Origin of the sequence: Embleya sp. NPDC059237 (genome assembly GCF_042754105.1) — a bacterium.
In the GTDB taxonomy this organism is placed as follows: domain Bacteria; phylum Actinomycetota; class Actinomycetes; order Streptomycetales; family Streptomycetaceae; genus Embleya.
On sequence record NZ_JBHZAE010000013.1, the window covers coordinates 1 to 18670 of the forward strand.

Annotated in this window: 21 protein-coding genes; 14 read left to right on the forward strand and 7 right to left on the reverse strand. The window is 69.1% G+C overall.

From position 1 onward, the window contains the following. On the reverse strand, positions 1-248 hold a 248-nt coding region (locus ACFXKZ_RS33840), incomplete at its 3' end, for a hypothetical protein (RefSeq protein WP_380005607.1). A 240-nt stretch (positions 249-488) separates the two neighbouring features. Here ACFXKZ_RS33840 and ACFXKZ_RS33845 point away from each other — a divergent pair. The 3 genes from ACFXKZ_RS33845 (at position 489) to ACFXKZ_RS33855 (ending at position 3793) form a co-directional block, all read left to right on the forward strand. Beyond that, positions 489-1028: a winged helix-turn-helix domain-containing protein gene (locus ACFXKZ_RS33845; protein ID WP_380005609.1), complete on the forward strand. Its 540-nt coding sequence runs from the start codon at positions 489-491 to the stop codon at positions 1026-1028. Positions 1029-1460: 432 nt separating this feature from the next. Beyond that, on the forward strand, positions 1461-2498 hold the full coding sequence (locus ACFXKZ_RS33850; protein WP_380005611.1) for a hypothetical protein: 1038 nt from the start codon (positions 1461-1463) through the stop codon (positions 2496-2498). Positions 2499-3025: 527 nt separating this feature from the next. Further along, positions 3026-3793 (forward strand): hypothetical protein, encoded by a 768-nt coding sequence (locus ACFXKZ_RS33855; RefSeq protein WP_380005613.1) that lies wholly within the window; start codon positions 3026-3028, stop codon positions 3791-3793. An 89-nt stretch (positions 3794-3882) separates the two neighbouring features. On the opposite strand, the gene ACFXKZ_RS33860 is transcribed toward ACFXKZ_RS33855, so the two are convergent. Further along, positions 3883-4854, reverse strand: coding sequence for a hypothetical protein (locus ACFXKZ_RS33860; RefSeq protein WP_380006087.1), 972 nt, complete (start codon positions 4852-4854; stop codon positions 3883-3885). Positions 4855-5451: 597 nt separating this feature from the next. Between ACFXKZ_RS33860 and ACFXKZ_RS33865 the strand changes: the two genes are divergently transcribed. The 5 genes from ACFXKZ_RS33865 to ACFXKZ_RS33885 all read left to right on the forward strand — a co-directional run bounded on the left by ACFXKZ_RS33865 (position 5452) and on the right by ACFXKZ_RS33885 (position 8837). Then, the gene (locus ACFXKZ_RS33865; RefSeq protein WP_380005615.1) at positions 5452-5670 is read left to right on the forward strand and encodes a hypothetical protein; all 219 of its coding nucleotides are present in this window, start codon (positions 5452-5454) and stop codon (positions 5668-5670) included. 52 nt (positions 5671-5722) lie between these two features. Then, positions 5723-6334, forward strand: coding sequence for a nucleotidyltransferase domain-containing protein (locus ACFXKZ_RS33870; protein WP_380005617.1), 612 nt, complete (start codon positions 5723-5725; stop codon positions 6332-6334). 532 nt (positions 6335-6866) lie between these two features. Beyond that, a complete protein-coding gene (locus ACFXKZ_RS33875) occupies positions 6867-7874 on the forward strand; it encodes a hypothetical protein (protein ID WP_380005619.1) in 1008 nt (335 codons plus the stop codon). Positions 7875-7917: 43 nt separating this feature from the next. Continuing rightward, positions 7918-8385 (forward strand): helicase associated domain-containing protein, encoded by a 468-nt coding sequence (locus ACFXKZ_RS33880; RefSeq protein WP_380006089.1) that lies wholly within the window; start codon positions 7918-7920, stop codon positions 8383-8385. Positions 8386-8396: 11 nt separating this feature from the next. Beyond that, positions 8397-8837 carry a helicase associated domain-containing protein gene (locus ACFXKZ_RS33885; protein ID WP_380005621.1) on the forward strand — a complete coding sequence of 147 codons (441 nt, stop codon included), beginning with the start codon at positions 8397-8399 and terminating at the stop codon, positions 8835-8837. Between the two features lie 133 nt (positions 8838-8970). Here the strand turns inward: ACFXKZ_RS33885 and ACFXKZ_RS33890 are convergent, their stop codons facing one another. Next, positions 8971-9942 (reverse strand): ArsR/SmtB family transcription factor, encoded by a 972-nt coding sequence (locus ACFXKZ_RS33890; protein WP_380005623.1) that lies wholly within the window; start codon positions 9940-9942, stop codon positions 8971-8973. Positions 9943-10113: 171 nt separating this feature from the next. On the opposite strand from ACFXKZ_RS33890, the gene ACFXKZ_RS33895 reads away from it, so the two are divergent. Then, the gene (locus ACFXKZ_RS33895) at positions 10114-10392 is read left to right on the forward strand and encodes a hypothetical protein (RefSeq protein ID WP_380005625.1); all 279 of its coding nucleotides are present in this window, start codon (positions 10114-10116) and stop codon (positions 10390-10392) included. Positions 10393-11148: 756 nt separating this feature from the next. Continuing rightward, a complete protein-coding gene (locus ACFXKZ_RS33900) occupies positions 11149-11640 on the forward strand; it encodes a hypothetical protein (RefSeq protein WP_380005627.1) in 492 nt (163 codons plus the stop codon). A 125-nt stretch (positions 11641-11765) separates the two neighbouring features. On the opposite strand, the gene ACFXKZ_RS33905 is transcribed toward ACFXKZ_RS33900, so the two are convergent. From ACFXKZ_RS33905 to ACFXKZ_RS33915, 3 genes are read right to left on the reverse strand one after another with little or no spacing between them, the layout of a single operon-like run. Next, a complete protein-coding gene (locus tag ACFXKZ_RS33905) occupies positions 11766-12014 on the reverse strand; it encodes a hypothetical protein (protein ID WP_380005629.1) in 249 nt (82 codons plus the stop codon). Continuing rightward, positions 12011-13123 (reverse strand): transposase, encoded by a 1113-nt coding sequence (locus tag ACFXKZ_RS33910; protein ID WP_380005631.1) that lies wholly within the window; start codon positions 13121-13123, stop codon positions 12011-12013. Before ACFXKZ_RS33910 ends, ACFXKZ_RS33905 begins: the two co-directional genes overlap by 4 nt. After that, positions 13065-13607, reverse strand: coding sequence for a transposase family protein (locus tag ACFXKZ_RS33915; RefSeq protein WP_380005633.1), 543 nt, complete (start codon positions 13605-13607; stop codon positions 13065-13067). The genes ACFXKZ_RS33910 and ACFXKZ_RS33915 overlap by 59 nt, the downstream gene beginning before the upstream one ends. A gap of 160 nt (positions 13608-13767) precedes the next feature. Here ACFXKZ_RS33915 and ACFXKZ_RS33920 point away from each other — a divergent pair, with 160 nt between their 5' ends. Further along, positions 13768-14061, forward strand: coding sequence for a hypothetical protein (locus tag ACFXKZ_RS33920; protein ID WP_380005635.1), 294 nt, complete (start codon positions 13768-13770; stop codon positions 14059-14061). Positions 14062-15028: 967 nt separating this feature from the next. Here ACFXKZ_RS33920 and ACFXKZ_RS33925 read toward each other — a convergent pair. Next, positions 15029-15586 carry a hypothetical protein gene (locus ACFXKZ_RS33925; RefSeq protein WP_380005637.1) on the reverse strand — a complete coding sequence of 186 codons (558 nt, stop codon included), beginning with the start codon at positions 15584-15586 and terminating at the stop codon, positions 15029-15031. Positions 15587-16518: 932 nt separating this feature from the next. Here ACFXKZ_RS33925 and ACFXKZ_RS33930 point away from each other — a divergent pair. From ACFXKZ_RS33930 to ACFXKZ_RS33940, 3 genes are all read left to right on the forward strand, one after another. Continuing rightward, positions 16519-16815, forward strand: a complete 297-nt coding sequence (locus ACFXKZ_RS33930; RefSeq protein WP_380005639.1) for a hypothetical protein — start codon at positions 16519-16521, stop codon at positions 16813-16815. Between the two features lie 648 nt (positions 16816-17463). Further along, a complete protein-coding gene (locus ACFXKZ_RS33935; RefSeq protein WP_380005641.1) occupies positions 17464-17712 on the forward strand; it encodes a hypothetical protein in 249 nt (82 codons plus the stop codon). A gap of 375 nt (positions 17713-18087) precedes the next feature. Next, positions 18088-18648, forward strand: a complete 561-nt coding sequence (locus ACFXKZ_RS33940) for an alpha-ketoglutarate-dependent dioxygenase AlkB family protein (RefSeq protein ID WP_380005643.1) — start codon at positions 18088-18090, stop codon at positions 18646-18648. Positions 18649-18670: the final 22 nt, after the last annotated feature.

Below are 18670 nucleotides of genomic sequence, written 5' to 3' on the forward strand. Positions count from 1 at the left end.
TCGTCGAGCACGACGTCGATCACCCCCTGCCCGATCAGCGCACGCACGTGCCTGCCGTGCACGAACACCATGAAAAGCACGAAGAAGACCGACCACAGGCCCATCTGGAGACTCCCCATGGGGATCGCCAGGAGCAACACCACCACGGGCACGGCGACCACCCCCCAGCGGCCCCACCTCGGATAAGCCGCGAACGTCGCCGCGGCACCGGTGCGCCACGTGTGGGTGTACGTCGTAGAGATCAGCATGTGCGGATGCTAGAAGAAGCTGGGGACACCCGATCCAGCGGCCCACCTCGCCCATCGACGCAGTCGACCCTCTCGCCGGCAGGATTCTTCGGGACACGTTCGCGGACGAGAATCACGAAGGACCAACCAACCCCTGGTCTCAGCAACCCGTTCGCCACATCGACCCATGGACGCCGGAGGTACTGAAGTTTTCGTCGTGATGTCGTGGACGGTTGAAGATCCCTGCGCTACGCCGTGGGTATGCGGTATGCGCAGGGTGGTGGGTTGACTCCCAAGCAACGCGCGGCTCGGGAGCGCTTGCGATTGGACGCCGCCGAGCGGTTCGAGCACGGGGAGTCCAACGCGGTGATCGCGCCCGAGTTACGGGTGGCGCGTCGGTCGGTGGAGCGGTGGCGTCGGGCTTGGCGCGAGGCGGGTGTGGAGAGTCTGCGGTCCGCGGGCCCCGCGTCGCTCCCCAAACTGGACCCGTCGCAAGTGGCGGCACCGGAAAGGGAGTTGGACATGGGACCGAAGGCCCATGGTTGGGAGGATCAGCGCTGGACCCTGATGCGGGTCAAGGCCGTGATCCGACCCAGCTTCGGGGTGACGTACTCGATCCACGGGGTGTGGGACCTGTTGCGTCGGGCGGGCTGTTCGTGGCAGCAGCCGGCCCGGCGGGCGGTGGAGCGGGACGAGGACGGGGTGCGGGGTTGGGTCAAGGAGACGTGGCCGTCGGTGGAAGCACCGCGGCGGCGCTCGACGCGTGGATCCTCTTCGAGGACGAGACCGGGATGTCGATGACGCCGCCGCACGCGCGCACGTGGGGACGACGCGGGAGCACACCGGTGGTGCGGGTGCGCGGCGGCTCCCGGGGGCGGGTCTCGATCGCCGCCCGGGCCTGCTACAAGCCGTGCGAACGCCCTCGACTGATCTACCGGCCCCGTCTCCACACGCGCCGGAAGGGGGAACGGAGGAGTTTCAACGACGGCCAACTGTCGACCCGACGAACTGGTCAGCCACGACTCAAGCCTCCCGTCGGCGATTGTTCGCCGGAGCGTCTCGACTGCCGACTCGGCCACAACCGGCCCGAGGTCGTCAGCGAATCTCCAGGTCTCATCCATGGGGACGACCCTCTCACGCCTCAACTCGGAGAGCCGGCCTGGGCAACTGTTCATTCGTCATGCTGTGGTGCGCCTGCGACCACCATTGGTGTCGAACGTAGACTCGCGCGGCATGGAAGAGATCTTCAAGCTTGGCGACATCCGCTGCCCCTCCGGCAATCTTGTGGTGGTCGACGGTGGCCACCTGGGTGTCTGGAGCGGGGAACGGTCGCCGGCGGAGATCGACCCCGAGGTCCTCGGCATCGACGACCCATCGCTGACTACTGATGTCGCGAACGCGGTCGACTTCACTGTCCTTGGCCTGGACGCCGAGGAAGCGGCCCGGTCCTTCGACCGCCAACCAGGCGTCATGATCTATGACATCCCGGCTTCCGGCGCCGAGGAGATGCGCGCCGCCTTCGAGGAACACTGCCGAACAGCCAAGCTCAACGCGTGGCTTGAGGCGCTGCCCGAGCGGGAAGCGCATGCCCAACGAGTCCGCCGTGCCGCTGCAGCGGGCGGCGGGGGCTTCTTCATGTTCGGGATCCCGGTCATCGCGCTGGGCGGCATTCCGAGCGACCGTGACCTTCCAGTGTTCGCATCCCGTGCCGACTTCGGTCCGGAGATCGGAGAGGGATGGTCGCGGATCTCGATTCTGATATCCGACGCTCCGGCGGAGACGTCACGCTCGCTCGGGGAGATCCGGGTGGACTGGGCTCGGGTGCTCTTCGGAGACACCGACGCTCTGAACGCCTGGCAGCACGACGAACCGGTGGACGGCCTGGCCGACGTCGCGTTCTGGGGAGCCGATGTCCATGAGGCCGCCGCCCGGTTCGATGCCCCTGAACTCGGCGAGCCCGGTGAGGACGGCACCCGTGGCTGGTGCGGCCTGGCGCTTCCCGAAGCGGTCGAAAAGGCTCGGGCACTGCTGCGTTGGAAGGAGGAGACCGGCCGCCGCATGGCTGTGGACTTCCGTCCGCACTCCCACCACTGGCAGATCATGCGCCAAGTCCGCGCTTCGGAACTGGAGTACGGCGTCGTGGACCTCGCAGATGCCCGCGTGCTGTGTGCCATGACCGGTTGGGGTGATGGCTCCTTCCCCGTGACGGCAGATTTCGACTCGTCCGGCGAGGTGGTGTCGGTTCACCTCGAACTCGCGCCGACCGACTGACGCTGAGGGGCTGTGGCGGATATTTCGCGACGGCGACGGCGCGGCGGGCTCAGTCGCCGATGAACCAGAGGTCGCGTTGGGTGCCTTCCACGGCGATCCGGCATAGCTCACGGACCTCGTCGACCCAGGGCCCCCGCGCTCGGCGGGAAGAGCATCCAGCTCACCCAGCAGCGCTGGAAGTTGTGAGCTACTCAACACCGCGTCCCTGTATGGGTCGAGCGCGCCGAGCATCGGAAAGGACCCGGCGTCGAGACCGGCGAGCGACTCGAACCACGGAAGGCCGCATGCGGCCCGTGCCAGTACGTCGCCGCCTACCCCCCGCACGTGCATATTGACCACGCTTCGACTCTACTCACCTTGCCACGGTAATGGCCGGTCGGTGGTTACGGCGGTTGGGCAAGCACGAACGTGCGCAGGAGCGCGAACGACGCCCGCCCATATGACCTTCGCTTGATCAACTTGAAAGTTACGTGGAATCTGCCGGGGTGATCATGTCTCCTCGGTGAACCACGGACTTGGGAGATGGCTTGAGCGGCACGACGGTGCTCACCGAGAAGTGGCCGGTGCTCGGCCGGCACGAGCAGGCTGCGGCCTGGCTGACGGTCTGGACTGATCTCGGACGTGCACCGCGCACGATCGACGCCTATGGTCGGGGGCTGGCCGAATACTTGCTGATGTGTGAGCGGGAGGATGTCGACCCGGTCGCGGCGAACCGTTCCTATATCGCCGTCTATGTAAGGGAGTTGAGCTCTCGGCCGCATCGCCGGGGTGCGAACGTGGTCTCGATCGACTCGCGGGCGGGGCCGGCGAACGCGACGATCCAGCAGCGGCTGTCCTCGCAGATCACCACCAACACTTGTCAACGCCCCGTCTACCCGGCCGAGACGATCGAGGCGCACAGGGCGTTCATCGCCCGCCGCCGGTCCACCCGGACCAGCGAGGAATACCGAACTCCCACCGAGAAGGAGTGGGATGCCCTCCTCACGCACTTCGAGAAGCGCAAGGTGTCCATCGGCACTTGCGGCCGCGCATTTTCCACCCCGTGTGTTCATGAGCACGCTTGTGTCAGATGTGCACTCCTCAGGCCGGATCCGGACCAACGCGCCCGCCTCGAAGAGATCCGCGACAACCTCATCGCCCGCATCGCTGAAGCCGAACGCGAGGGCTGGCTCGGCGAGGTCGAAGGACTCCGGGTCAGTCTGGCCGGCGCCGAGGACAAACTCGCGCAGATCACGAGGAGCACGGCCAGGGCGTCGGTCGACCTCCCGGTCCCGAAGTTCCGGGAGGAACCGTGAACGCGCCCGGGGTGACGGTGCCTGCGTCGGTGGGACGAAGCGTCGAGACTTCGCTAGGAAGCGTCAATGGTCCTTCGCCGCCAAACTCCCTAGGCGAGCACCCATCGGGGCGGGTGTCCAGGGTCGGCCGGGCAGGTGAAAACGTGCAGGTCCACGTCCCGGCCGAAGCGGAGCCGAGTGGGTTGGGCAACGGATTGGCCACCACCCCGGATCGATGCCTTGCCCCTCAGGGTCGGGTCACGGTCCTCCAGTGGCAACCAGCTGTGCGAGCCGGCGTCCATCTCGTAGCCCTCGGCCGTCAGCAGCAGCCGCATGGGGGTCGCGCAGGACGCGCAGTCGATGACCATCGGGCCCGTCGACGCCCAGCTGGGGTAGCCACCGACGCGCCAGCCGGGAGGGATCGACAGGTCGTACTGGTAGCTGGGGGCGTCGGGGCCGTGTTCCGCCACCTGGGCGTCGTCCCACGCGTCGATGCGCGCGATCAGCGAGGCAGGCAGCGTGTCGTCCTCCGCCCAGGGATACGTGTCCACCTCTTCCGGGTGCAGGACACACGGCTCGGGGAGTTCGTGCTCCCATCGAAGCATGGGCACCTCGGGCGGAGCGGCGAGGAAGCGTTCCGCGTGCTCAGTCTGCCCGGCCTGTCGCCACCGCAGGCGGTAGCGGCGCTCCAAGTACGGGCCGTGGGTGAAAGGGCAGCGGAAGAGCTGAACCAGGTCCGCGCCGTCGGGCCCGCAGACAAGGCCCGGGATGTCACGCCGGAAGAACTGGGCCAGCCCCACGAAGGGCACCGGACCGTCCAGTCCGGGAGTACCCGCGGGGGGCCACGGCCGGCTCGGCGGCCAGACCTCTGCGGCGCGGGCGCTGCGAATCTCCTTTGGTGTGTACCCCTCGGTCTCGCGCAGGTGCGGCTCGTGGCAGAGCGGCCATTGTTCGCCGTCCGGCCACAGCATCGGCCCACCGACGTGGCTGTCGTGCATGCCGGGCCGCCCCGGTCTGGGGTGCAACCGGGTGGTCCGGGCTCGGTAGGGGGTCAGCTCCGGGAACACGGTCTCCACGGACACCGGTCTGGCCGGCGTGGTCCTCGTCATTCGCAGACCGTACGCGGCCGGGCAAACGCCACGCGAACGGATTGCCGCCCGTCCTCGCCCCCATCGACCTCAGCCCCGGGGCGAGCGCCGCCCGAACCGGTGCAGATCCTCTGTCACCACCCGTCCTCAGCCGGCGAACGACCGAACCTCGGCTGTCGCTCTCACCCCGTAGTTCAGAGAAGCCTGTGTCAGATGTCCCCCACTTCGAGTCGACCCAGCTCAGCAGCCACGCCTCGAAGAGATCCGCGGCAACCTCCACGACCGTCTTCAGGAGGCGAAGGACCAGGGCCGGCTTGGCGAAGTCGCCGCCATCGAGACCACTCTGGCGGCCGCTGAGCAGAAGCTGACCGCCATGCGCGAGGCGAAAAACCGAAGCACGACCGTCAGCCTCGGCATGCCCGACATCCGTCTCAGCACAGGGCGGCGCGACATGCCGGAACAGCCTTAGACCTGAAGCGACTTCGACTAATTTCCGCTACTGACATGCCGATAGCCCCTCAGTCTCCGGCAACAAGATCAGTTCGGTTAAGCCGTGTCAGATGCCCACAACTCCGGCCCGATCCCGACCGGATGACCCGGCTTGAGGAGATCCACGACAACCTCCTCGACCGTCTGAAGGAAACTGGGGACCAGGGATGGCTCGGCGAGGTCGCCGCCATCGAGGCCGGCGCCGCCGCCGTTGAAGACAAGCTCGCCTCGATGCGCGAGATGACCGCCAAACGCACCACAACGAACCTCGGCATGCCCGACTTCCGCACCGGTACCGGACGTCAGACTGCGAGCACCTGACTCCTGCAGGTCATCAGCACACCGAGGCGGCCAACGGAACAGGATGGACGACATGACCTACGAGCACACCCCCTTGGACAGATGGGATCCCGCGTCCCTTGCCGAAGTCGTCGACCGGTTCTGTGATTTGAGGACCCCCTGGTGGGTGGCAGGCGGCTTCGCGATCGAACTCGCGGTCGGCCACCGCATCCGAGATCACGGCGACGTTGATGTCCTGCTACTGCGGCGCGACCAACTCGCCGTTCAACAGGCTCTGCCGGACTGGAAGTGGTGGGCCGCCGATCCGCCCGGGAGCCTTCGTCCGTGGGCGTCTGACGAGGCTCTTCCTCAGAGCGTGCACGACATCTGGTGCCAGCCGGCGCCGGGCGAACCCTGGCGCATCCAGATCATGCTCGACGAATCCCACGACCAGGAGTGGGTGTCACGCCGTGATCCGCGAGTACGTCGTCCGGTCGACATGCTCGGTCTGATCTCCGCCGACGGTATCCCCTACCTCGCACCGGAGGTGCAACTCTTCTACAAGGCCAAGGAGCCCCGGCCCAAGGACGAAGCAGACCTTGCCGCAGCCCTGCCCACGCTCACCGACGACCAGCGACACTGGCTCGTCCACGCCATCACCCAGACTTACGGAGCACATCCATGGGTCAACCGGCTGCTGCGTTGATACCAACAACGCGAGCGGCAACACGCCCGGAATCTCTGGTGGTGCACTTCGCCGGCATCTACTCAGAGTGACCTGATCGGGCGCGCAGCCGGGCTCTCAGCAGACACTGCAAGTTCGGTCAAGCGTGCATCCGATGCTCTCTTCTCCGGATCGATCCGAACGGAAGGCCACGACTTGAGGAAATCCGCGACAACCTCATCGACCGCATTGTCGAAAGCGGAGCGGGAAGGATGGCTCGGGGAGATCGAAATACTCGAGACCAGCCTCGCTGCAGCCAAAGAGAAGATCGCCCAAATCGATGCGGAGAAGGCCCGCACGTCGACCGTCGTCCACCTCGGCCTGCCCACCTTCAGTCAAATCGCCTGCCGCAGCACCGACGCCAGGGCGCCCCAGGCGTGCTCCAGTCTGAGCCTGCTACCGGGACGTCGAGGCCCGCTCTGGCTGTCAGCGGGGCGTGCCGTCTGAAAACCCCTTGCTCCCCGGTCCGCCTGCTTGGTGGGATGCAGGGGCTTCGACAGCGGGAGGGGACAGCTTGGCGGTGTTCGGGTGTGCGGGCTGCGGTGCGGTTCTGACGGCGGCGGTGTCGGAGGTGGCGTTGCCGATCCACCTTGCCGACACCCACTGGGAGAAGCTGCACCCGCCACTGCTGGAGGCCGGGTCCTACGCCGTCGACCCCGCACCGTACGGGCCGCCGTGGCGGCAGTGGGACGAGGTCGGGGCTCACGAGGCGGCGGAACGGGGGCGCTTCGCGCCGTTCGGCGCGCTGTCCGATGGGCCGTCGGACACCGTTCTCCTCGCGCCCGGCGACATGCGCAACACCGGGCTGATCCTCGAACGGGCCAATGGCTACTGCATGGGGATCGACGGGCGGGACGGGCCGAACCTTGCCTGCCTGGGCTGCGATCTGCCGGTGGGAACGAGGATGGACGACTGCGGGTGCTGGCAAGTCGTCCGGCTCGTCCCGGAGGCGGTCGTGCGGCTTCCCGGCCCGCCGGAGCGGCCGATCATGGGTTGGGCGGAGATGCTGGCCACCGGCGCGCTGTGGCACCGGCTGAGCAAGTACCGGGACATCCCGGCGGGCGTGGCTCTCGCCCAAGTGGTGGTGGCCGCCGAGGGCACGCCGGTCGAGGTGGCGCCAGGGCCGGTCGCAGAGCTCCTCGGCCGGGCACTCGCCGCGCTGCTGCCCGCCGGGGAAGGTGCGAAGCGGCTGGGCCTGGCTGAGCCGGGGTTCGGCGAGCAGGCCACTGACCTGGTGCTGGTGCCGGTCCATCCGCAGACCGGAGACATGTGGCAGCCACGCGCCGGGGCGGTGCCGGTACCTGTGGATGCCGCGCTCTGGGCCGAGCTCGCCTTCCCGCCACACCGGACCCGGCTACCGGTGGTAGGCGGGCTGCCGGCAGGCGTGGAGCGGGACGACCCACTGCCGCCGCACCCGTGGTACCCGTTCCAGCCGTCCAGGGAGGCGTTCCGGTACACGCTCGCGCGGATGCCCGCCGTCAGGGAACCATGGCTGCGGGCGATCTACGACCGAGGGTGCTGACCCGACCGAGCACGACCCCGCCCTGCTCGCGGACTTCGTCAAGCTGCGTGTCCTCGACCCCGAACGCCGGGACTGGCGCCGCGGCTACCTCGCCGCCCGCCGCCGGCACACCGCCCACGGCGATCTGCGCGTCCCCCTGGACGCCGTCGACTACGACCCCGAATCGGGAACCTCGCACCCCGTCGGAGCGTGGATCGCCGAACAACGACGCGCACGAACCGGCGGCACGATGCGCCCGCGCCGGATCGAACTGCTGGACGCGTTGGGCATGGTGTGGAGCGCCGACGACGACGCGTTCGAGAACGGCCTGGCGATGTGCCGCGCCTACCACGCGATGTACGGCCACCTCGCCGCCCCCAAGACCGCGGTCGTCGACGCCTACCCCGTCGGCCAGTTCCTCGCCAGCTGCCGACGCCCCTGGCAACCAGGAACAACCCCGACCGATGGCGGGACCGGTGGGAACGCCTCGCCGGGACCGACCCGGGATGGAACCCCACCGGATGGCCCCTGACCTGGCAACGCATGCTCTCCCTGGTCCGACTGCACCTCGAACAAGGCGGCACCCTCGACGAACTCGCCCCCGGACACACCATGGACGGCAGCGACGTCGGCGCCTGGCTCGACAAACAACGCCGCGCATGGACCACGCTCTCCCGAGCACAGCGCGCCGCCCTGGGAGTGCTGGGCGTCGCCAAGGCCGCCCCCGTCGCAACGAGCCAGGCGCGACGGGCGAGCGGTTCGCACGCGGACCGCTGGACGCTCACCCTCGCCGCCGCATACGCGTTCGCCACCCGTGAAGGACACCTGACCGTGCCCCGCACACACAGCGAGGCCGTCGAGGCGGGAGGCAGGGCGCACCGGGTGAAGTTGGGTGTGGCGCTCGCCAACGCACGCCAACGACGGGCTTCCTGGGCGCAGGAGCGCGTCGAGGCCCTCACCGTGCTCGGGATGCGGTGGGCGTAGGGGCAGGTCGTCCCGCCGAAGTTTGTGCGTTCTCAGGCGTGGCCTGCGAGGTCGAGACGATCGACCGGCGCTCGGCCCGCCGGGATCCGGGTACGCCACGACGACGGTACCGAAACGACTCCTCCGGCGTGGGCTACGCGGGTTTCCCTCGGGATTCGGGGAGGCAGGCGAGGAGTTCGAGCCCGAGTGGGGTGCAGGAGTGCCAGATCGCCTTGCCGTCGCGTTGGGCGGTGATCAGTCGGGCGGCGCGCAGGGCCTTGGTGTGTTCGGACACCGAGGACTTGGCCAGGCCGAGGTCGCGGACGAGGTCGCTGCCGGTTCGTGGTCGGAGCAGTTGTTCCAGGATCGTGGCGCGGGTGCGGCCCAGCAGCATGGCCAGCGTGTCCGTGCTTGTGGGGTCGTCGATGTCGGGCAGCGGGGTGACGGCCGGGTAGACCAGGAACCATCCCTGGGCATAGCGGCCCACCAGGGGGCGGCCGGTCCAGTAGACGGACGGCAGCACAGTGATACCCGTCCCGTCGAGGCTGACCTCGACGTCGTCGGTGCTGTCGAACTCCAGGGTTGTCTCGCGCCAGCGTGCCGTCGGAGCCAGTCCCGTCAGCATCGCGTGGATGCCCTGGCCGGCCAAGAGGTGGGTACGCCACGCGCGTTCGGCGTCGAAGCCGGCGCGAATGCGCTCCCACGGCGCGGCGACGATGTGCGTGTGTGCCGTACGTAGGGCGTGTTCGAGGTTCTGCCAGGAGTCTCTGTCGCGGTCTGCCAGCAGACGCGTCCACGGGCTGGGGGCGCGATCCCGGGCGTGGACACGGTGCAGTTCGGAACGGACGAGCGCGGTGGGGGTCGACAGGACGTGTTCCAGTCCGGCGTCGAATCCCGGAATCGGTGGATCGAGGAACAACGGCCCCTTGCCGGTGGCCGGCACCAGTTCCAGCAGCGGCCCCGCGGAGCGCGTCAGGGCCCTGCCCATCCGTCGCCGCCACAGGCCGAAGACCGCCTCGGATCGCTGCAGCGTCGCGACGGCGAGCATCAACTCCACCATCGGTGCCGGTTCGTCGGCGAATCGCACGCGCAACAGGTCCTCGGCCGTGAAGCACACCCGTAGCACGACTCTCCCCTCGCCACGAACACGGTTCTGGCGCCGCTCGGTTCGGACCGTGCCGAACCGAGTGCGCCGAACCGCCCGGACGTTCGATGGTGGGACTGCGAATCCAAGTCTGAGTCGTTTCCCGGAAACCGAGGAAGCGGCGATCCAGCCATTGTCGAAGGGACCACACGAATGCGAACTCGAGTCTGGATCACGGGCGTTGCCCTGGGAGCCGCGCTGGTGACCGGCGGCACTGTCGCCACCGCGCAGGCCGTGCCCGCACGCGCGACCTCCGGCGCGAGCGCGACCACCTCCGGCGTGGTGGCGTCCTACACGCTTACCGACATCGGCACCTATCCCAGCAAGGCGGCCTGCCAGGCGGACGGGCGGAGCTCGGTCTACTCCGTCTGGGTGTGCCGCAAGAGCACCACGACCTCCAACTGGCACCTCTGGGTGGACCTGAACTCGTAGCGTGTGACGACCGACCACGGCCGCCCTCGAACGCGCTCCGACTTCGGCATCGACGCCGAAGTCGGAACGCGTTCGGCATGGATGCTGTCCCGGTCGACGAAAGCCGGTTGCAACTGCCAAGCAAGCCAAGCAAGAGGCAAGGCAGCGGGTTGAGGCGCCACTCGAATGAGTGACGCCTCAACCCGCAGTTCTCGGTTCCATGTCAGATCCGACCTTCACCTGACATCGTGATCGAGAATCCGACACGAGTTTGAGAGGGCGTTAAGTCCCGTTCCTGATGATGTGGTGTCGCCCGTTCGTGGGTGATGGGTGACGGTGGCCATGGAATGCGGCTCTGATCCATATTTTCGGGATCACCCAGCGTGATCGCCTCCCGGTGTGAGGAGAACGCGGCGCCGCAGGAGATCGAAGTTGGCGCGTCCGTAGCCTTGGCGTTTGAGGAGCTTTACAGTTACGTGGAACCTGGACGTGGTGACCAACTCATCGAAGCCAAAGACAACTTGCAGAGAATGGCCGCCGCGATCCCCTCACCGACGACGAACGCGCGGCCGTCGACGACGGCCAGGAAGCACAGGACCGCCTACTCGACTGCCTCGCCGACGCTCCGACGCCCGCAGGCCCGACACCACGCGAACGCGACGTGCCGGCCACTGCACGCCTCCTGCCACTCGTCGCCGTCCGCCAAGGCGGCGCAAGCGCGGCACCGCGCTGATATCGAGATGCGAACCGACTCGGGAGAGTGCCACAGTCACTGTCGTGACCCTGATGGACGTACTCGTCGACTTCTCCCGCACCGGTCGGATCGGCCCCCTGAGCTGCGGAATGTCGCTGGCTGAGGCTGAAGACCTTCTCGGCCGAGGGCGCCCGCACCTGGCCCACCGCATGAAGGGGCCCGATATCGACGGCTACCCCTACTCCTGGGACGGGTTGCAACTGGTGGTCACTCAGCGGTCCGTCAGTGGAATCTGGATCAACCTCCGGCCCGGTTCCACCGCCAAACTTCCGCCGCTCGTCCTGCCTGATTCCGAGTCGTTCGAGGCCACCATCCTCCGCGAGGAGCTGATCGCCGCCCTCGACGGCGCCGGCTGCCGGCATTCGGTCAACGGCACTCTCACCTTCGGCGAGCAGTCGAGCATCCTTGCCCAGCCCGCTGACGTCTGCGCGGTCTTCAGCCTGCCCGGGCGGGACAACCACGTGCCGCACCGTGACCGGCACTACCTCGACGTGATGCACAAGCACACGGCTTGACACCGCCGATCTCGCAGAGAGATGTATCGCGAGACCAGGAGGACACGATGGAGCACTCGCAACACTCTGATTTCGCCGAGCACGCTCGGCGCCTGATTGAAGCAGCGTCGACGGCCCCTTGGCCGCTACGGGATGGCCGGCAGGTCGTTCCTCAGCAGATCTTGGCCGACCTGGCGGAAGTCGCAGCCCGTGCCCCGGTCACCGGTCGGGAGATCGACTACACCCAGACACTGCGCGAAGTTCTCGACGCCCTCGCCACCGGGGACTCCGGTGGCGATCCGGACCTCCATCTCCTGGGCCTGATGCTGGCGATGACCAGCATCGACCGGGGCGGTCACACCACTCAGGCCGACGCTTGCGAGAACGCCCTTCAATACATGGCCAGCCTTCCCGCATGGCACGACGCCAACATCACCTTCGGCCGCAACGACTCTGCTAGACGAAACAGATTCCACAGAATGACCCGGTTTACATGCCCTTCGACGATGCCGCTGGGATAGGGCAGGGTCAGGCCGGCAGTCACGGCGTCGAGGTCTTTGCGGAGGTTGCGGGCGAAATTGCGGAGCGGCGGCAGCTCGCTGCCCTCGGCCACCTTCATCCAGCGGGGTAAGCGGTGGCCGTCGAGGTTCTTCATCATCGTGGCGAAGTCCGCGATGTGCCTGCGGAGATCGGCGAGTTCGGGGCAGCGGGTGAGGATTCGTTTGAGGCGGAGCTGCCGGCCGGAGGTGAGGTTGTCGGGGTGGCGGGTGAGCCGGCCGACGACGTGCCGGACGGTAGGCGCCTCGGATCGCTTGGGCCTCGGGGCCGCCACGGAGCGCAAGGGTTCCAGCCGGCGCCTCAGGCTGCGGCTGGTACCGCGATAGCCGCGTTCCTGGATCTCGCGGAAGAGGCGTCCGCTGTCGGTGCAGCCCTCCTGCCGGCGCATATTGAGGTACTCGGCCCACACCTGCAGCTTCGAGTCGCGCCTGGGCCGCGGCGGCAGGACCTGGTCGACGGTGGTGGCGTGCGCGTACTTGCGGACCGTCTTGCGGTCCATCCGCAATGTCTCGGCGATGACCTGGATCGCGACGCCCTTGTCGTACATCTCGTGCACCGCCGCGAAGTGGCGCCGGGTGTTCGCCGCCCGCTTGCCCTCGATCACTGGTGGGGCGGGTGCCGCCGCCGCTTCGTCCCGGCCCGTCTCCTCGGGCGGGACGAGGCAGTGGCGGTGAGCGACGACGCACTTCTCGACCGTCTTGCACAGGTTCATCCAGAGATGAAACCTGTCTGCGATCCGGACCGCGTCCGGTGCCGCGGTGCGGACGGCCTCGGCGTAGACGCCGGCCCTGTCACGGCACACGATCTCGGTACCGGGGTGCATTTGGAGCCATGCGGTGAAGGTCTCGGCGGTGCGGTCGGGGAGCACCTCGACGGGGCGGCCGGTCTCAATGTCGATCAGTACGGTGCCGTAGACGTGCCCGCGCTTGAGAGCGAAGTCGTCCACCCCCGAGCACCTGCGGGCTTCGCTCCGGTGGGTCCGCAGGCAGGGCCCGCACCCGGCGGAGCAGAGTGTTCGGGCTTGCCGGGCAGCGCAGCATCGCGGCGAGCCGAGACCCGGCCCGGCCGGCGAGGTGACAGCCGATTACCTCCAGCGTCGCCCGCTGGAGCCGGCTTCGGCGGCTATGGCGGAAGGTCAATCCCTCGACCTGTTCGGCGAAGGTCCGGCGTGGGCAGTGCGCGGCATCGCAGCGGAACCGGCGCACGGTCAGGGCTATCGTCACCACCCGCCCGCTGATGCCGAGATCGGCAAGCCGTCGGCCATAGCGGTCATGGACGCGGCGCGAACTGGTTCCGCAGGCTGGGCAAGACGCCCTTTCAGCCACTGTGCACGCCGTTATGCACAGCCTCGTGCCGACCTCCTGCAGGTCCACGACGGCGACACCCGTCAGATGTGGAAGGAGCAGGTCAAGTATCTGATCACGTAACACACCTGCTCAGATATCAACTTGACGCTATGTCACGCTGGGTGATCCCGAAATGTGGATCAGAGCCGATCAAGATGACCGTTGACAGTCCCGAACCCTGCTCGCGTGCAACGTATGTGACGAGGCGTCATATCGATGGCGCCGGAGTGGCATGATACGGGGCATGATCGATAGCGCCGCGACGGCGTCCGGGGTTCCCGACCCTGCCCTGGCCGTGGGGATACTGCTCCTTGGGGTGGCGGGGGCGGTGTGGGGCATGCACGGCGCGCTCGACCTGCGGGGTTGGCGAACCCGAACCGTCGAGAGGCTGCACCGGACGGACTCGATCACGCTCGACCTGCGCGGGACCGGTCCGACCACCGACAGTATGGACCACTTCTTTCGCATCATGGGATGGCTCATGATCCTCTCCGGCGCAGGCGCGATGGTACTGGGCGTGATCGGCCTGACGACCTGAGACACCTCGATCAAGGCCGAGCACGACATGAATCCGCGGGATTTGCGGACGGTCGAGCCGATGCCGATGCCGGAACGGCGAGGGCGGTCACAGGCCCGAATCGGGCGCTGTCGGACGTGACCTTGTGAACGGATGCGCCCGCGCGAACGGACATCGGCGATGTTCGGCGTTCGACGCGGTATCGGATGCCGGGTGCGGCCAGGCCCGGGAGAACGGGTTCAAGAAAACGGGATGTCATCTCGATACGAGTGCCCGCCGTCGCAAGGCTGCGGCCGCAGGAGCGGAACGCCACGGAGTCGGGGACCACGCGAGCGGCCTACGGAGGCAAACGCCGTGACCCGACACCATCCCCGCAGGCACGCCCGATCGCGGTCGCCGCCGCCGGTCCGTCGGAGCAGCGAGGGTCCGCCACCGGGAATTGGCCCACGGACACCCACGCCGCGTCCCTTGCGAACATGCTTGCCGTTCCGCTGGACCTGCGCGGCCGTGCGCTCGGTCTTCTCCTTCTTCAGCGCGAGCGCCAGGTCCAGCACCTCGGCCGGGGGTGCGCGGCACCACGTCGCGCTCGGGCGGGGCGAGTGCCGCGAACCCGCCACCGCGGTAGGCGCGGATCCGGCGGTCCCACGTCCCGCGCGTGACCTTGACGGTGTGCCCGAACGGGTCGATGTGCTCGCGGTCGGCGACCGCGCGGGCCAGCCGCCCGCGCTGCCGCGTCGACAACGACGGATCCAGCGCGTCCTGGATCAACTCGTGGCGGAACAAGGCGACTTGCCTGGCCTTCTCCGCCCGCGCTCGTCCTCCTCGATCGACGCCATGACCGACCGCACCCCCTTCACCCTCCGGCGCCCGCCGACCGGATCAGCCGACAGGTCATCCGTCAGGGTCACGGTCGGGCCCGAAGCGCCCCAGAGGCGGCTCGTGTTGATCGACAACCGGGCCGGACGGCGGCGCAGCCGCATGGCTCCGGTCAGTCCCGCCCCGGGTCCAAGTACCACCAGCCGTCACCGAGGTCGAGGTGCGGGTGGATCTGCAGGCCGTAGCCGTCGAACTCCGCCGTGGCGCTCGGCCGTGCGGCCAGCCAGGCAATCCCGAAGGCGTCGTCGGGGATGCCGGTCCAGCTCGGGAAGAAGTAGCCCGACACCTTCGCGGCCGGGTCCCTGCCGGTGTTCGCCAGCTTCGAGACCCTGCCGGTCACCGACAGGCCCCGGTACTTCTCCGGCAGCTGCGGCCCGTAGAAGTCCCAGACCTCAGGTCGGCCGAGCGCGCCGGCGTTGATCTGCGCCAAGACCTCGGTGTAGTCGCTGCGGTGGAGCTCGAACCACGCGCGGGCGCTGTCGTGCGTCACCGCGATCGGCTTGCCGTTGACGGCTTCGACGACGTCCTCGACGTCGGCGCTGGACATGGGCCTCGCGCGGTCCTCGGACGCGGTGCAGCCCGCAAGCGCCGCCACCGGGACGCCGATCGCGGCCCCCAGGAACCAGCGCCGTGACAGACCCGGGCGGCCGGCCGGACGGGGGGTGGGCATCGCGGACCTCCTGCTGGACGGTCGGACGAGGACGTCCCCGTAGGTTAGGGCCCGTGTCCACCGGCACCGCCGCCGGTGGCGCCGGCAGCCGACCCATCGAGGCCCGGGACCGCGAACGACCACGGCGACAGCATGGACGCGCGCACCCCCGGCGACCGGCGGACCCGCGCCGCATCGGCGGCGGCAAGCACCGCCACCACCGCGTCCGCGAACCCCGATCCGGCCGGCTCAGCACCACCGGGTCGACCGCCACCGTGACCAGCAGCACCGTGAAGAACCGCCGGACCGACTCCGCCCGCGCCGCGAACCGCCGCACCCAACCCCGGACCGTGCCCTCGGGAACCCCCAGCCGCAGCGCGATCCTGTGGTGCCCCAACCCCCGCGCCGCTATCTCCAACCCGGCCCCGACCACCGCCGCGGTGTCAGCCCGCCGCGGCACCCCCACCTCACTCGCCAGCACATGCGTCGCCCCGCACCCCGTACAACGCGTACGACGCGGGCCGCACCCGCGTACCGTTCTCGCCGCGCAGCGTACGGGCCCGCCCGCCCCCCACCGTGCCGGCACCCCGCCACACCCCGGACACGCCAACCCGCCCGAGCCCGGCCGCCGTTCGACGTCCCCTCGGCCCGCCTCAACCACCAGCACCCGCACACCCCCGAGACGACCGCCACCCTCTCCCGCCATCTCGTCATGTGCACGCTGTCGTCGCACACGAAGCCAGCCGCCGAGCAGACCCCCACGAGCGATGCTCAACGCCAGTGTCGCCAACCCCTACCCATGTGCTCACCCAGAGAGTCGGGGAACACTCGGATCGTGTGATCTTGACAGCATGCGACGCTTCGGAATCCCGAGGGCGAACGGGGGCCTCAGCGGGTGGGTGTCCCGTCCCGGCGCAGTGGTGGTCCCAGCTGCCGAACGCTGGGAGAGCTGATTGGAGCGGCTGTCCCTGTGCTTCATCGAATTCGTACTGTCGGAATCCGTCCAGGCCGATGACGAGCTCTGCGACTTCCTGTCCGACTTCGACGACCACGGCGTCGAGGTGCTGGAAGAGAACTGCACTCGACTGCCCTTCCCGGCCTATCCGAGGGGCGACGAAGAGCACGGCACCCGCTGGTTCCTCGGCCGTGACGTGCCCCTGCGTGACGACGACGGCACGGCTCTCCTGCCCCGCGGCCGCACCGCAACAGCCCTCACGCAATATGCGACCTGCTCCCGGGCGATCGGCTGAACGACTCCCGGTAGATCACGTTCCGACCTTCGCCGAACGTCGAGCGCATTCCGGTCGCGGGCACCCGTCTTCGCGGGGAGAGCGGACCGTGCGGTGCCCCGACCGCCGCGGACCGCTGCCCGGTCGCGTGGCGGGCCCGTCACACGCGTCGCGGGCTTCTCGCGCAACGCGACCGGGGCGGCGGCGGTCCCGAAGGGGGCCTGGCTGCGGCTCGGGCACGCACGGGCGTGGGCGATCGCGGTGGGCACGGCGGCGCACCGGGCTCCGGATGGGCCATCGGGGGGTGGCACGCGCCCGCGTGGAGACCGTGACCGCGTTCGACGGGCGGCCGCAGGAGGTCAGACTGGGGATGTGGGTGACCACGACCAGGAGCAGGCCGGCGAAGCCGTCGGCCGAGCGGATCGCCCAGCCCGACGCGTTGGGGACGCGCCGGGGTGCGCGGTGGTCGTGGAGTCGGAGTGTGGTTCGCGTTGGATCCGTGTCCGGTTCACGGGAGATCCGGGCCGGCCGGGCGGCGCCGGCCGGCCCCGCACCAAAGGGCCGACCGGGTGGTGTGGGGGTGGGGTCGGGCTAGGCGGGGTGTGGGCGCGCGCGTGGTGGGGGATCGTGCCCGTCGTCCCCTCGACCCCCGCACGATCGGAGTGCCCCGTGAAGATCCGCACCCTCACCGCCGTCGCCGCTCTCGTGGTCGCCGCGCTGCTCGGCGGCGTCGGCCGGGCCGCCGCGGCCGGCACCGTCGTACCGCGGGCGTCGACGGCATCCGCCGGCGCCCCGAGCGGCTTCATCGGCGGGGAATGGTGCGGCGTGGGCGGGGGGCAGGTCCAGGACAACCCCCTGTCACCCACCGGCACCATCTGCGCGGGCGGCGACTTCGACGGGTTCTTCGTCCGCGGCTGACCCCGCCACGCCCGGCCCCGCCCGAACGGGTCACCCCCGCGCCACTTTGGGCCGGCCCCGGTCGTCGGGCCCGACGCGATGGTCCGGCGTCCCCCATCGCCGGGCCGGCCGCACCGGTCGGCCCATCCCCCACCCGCGCCCAGGCTGCGGGCACCGCGCGGCGACCTCGACGGCGACGACCTGTTCGCGCTGGTGGCCATGCTCGCCCGGCTCGGCGACCGACCCGCACTGAAGCCACGCGCGGATCGCCTCTTCGACGTCGTCGCAAGAGCGACCCTGACCGGCCCGGACCACGGGATACTCGTCGCATCGAACAACGCAAGCGATGACGACCGGCCACTGCACGACGTGGCCCGTCGGTCCCCTGGAGAATCGATGCCACCGCTATCCCCGCCATCCCGTCCCCCACCTCTCGACATCCGCTACCACCCGGACGCGCTCGCCGATCCCGATACCGACCTTGCCCGGGTCCTGGCCGAGGTCACCTGGGACGAAGACATGCGGACACGCCGGACCGCCTGCTTCGGCGTGCCGTACGACTACTCCGGGCGCCGTCACGATGTCGCACCCATGCCCCCGCGGATCGCCGCGATCGGCGCCCGCGCCGGCTCACACGCCGGTCATCCCTTCGACAACTGCCTGGCGAACCTGTACGAGACCGGCGACAACACCATGGGCTTCCACCGGGACTCCTACGACGGTCTCACCCCCGGCAGCGCGATCGCGATCGTCTCCCTCGGCGCGACGCGCCGCCTCGCCTTCCGCAGCCTCGACCGCAACCACCGCCACGAACTCGCCCTCGTGCACGGCTCGTTGCTGCTCATGACCGCCGTGACCCAACGCGGCTGGACCCACGCCGTCCCCCGGGAACCCGCGGCCGGCCCTCGCGTCAGTCTCACCTTCCGCCAAGCGATGACGCGGCCGACGAGCTACTGAGGTTTTCGTCGTGATGTCGCTT

Excerpts from the sequence above, each read along its gene's own strand:
- ACFXKZ_RS33850 (WP_380005611.1), top strand. The coding sequence starts at position 1,461 with ATGGAAGAGATCTTCAAGCTTGGCGACATCCGCTGCCCCTCCGGCAAT.
- ACFXKZ_RS33845 (WP_380005609.1), top strand. The coding sequence starts at position 489 with ATGCGGTATGCGCAGGGTGGTGGGTTGACTCCCAAGCAACGCGCGGCT.
- ACFXKZ_RS33940 (WP_380005643.1), top strand. The coding sequence starts at position 18,088 with ATGCCACCGCTATCCCCGCCATCCCGTCCCCCACCTCTCGACATCCGC.
- ACFXKZ_RS33885 (WP_380005621.1), top strand. The coding sequence starts at position 8,397 with ATGCTCTCCCTGGTCCGACTGCACCTCGAACAAGGCGGCACCCTCGAC.
- ACFXKZ_RS33895 (WP_380005625.1), top strand. The coding sequence starts at position 10,114 with ATGCGAACTCGAGTCTGGATCACGGGCGTTGCCCTGGGAGCCGCGCTG.
- ACFXKZ_RS33925 (WP_380005637.1), bottom strand. The coding sequence starts at position 15,586 with ATGCCCACCCCCCGTCCGGCCGGCCGCCCGGGTCTGTCACGGCGCTGG.
- ACFXKZ_RS33865 (WP_380005615.1), top strand. The coding sequence starts at position 5,452 with ATGACCCGGCTTGAGGAGATCCACGACAACCTCCTCGACCGTCTGAAG.
- ACFXKZ_RS33920 (WP_380005635.1), top strand. The coding sequence starts at position 13,768 with ATGATCGATAGCGCCGCGACGGCGTCCGGGGTTCCCGACCCTGCCCTG.
- ACFXKZ_RS33870 (WP_380005617.1), top strand. The coding sequence starts at position 5,723 with ATGACCTACGAGCACACCCCCTTGGACAGATGGGATCCCGCGTCCCTT.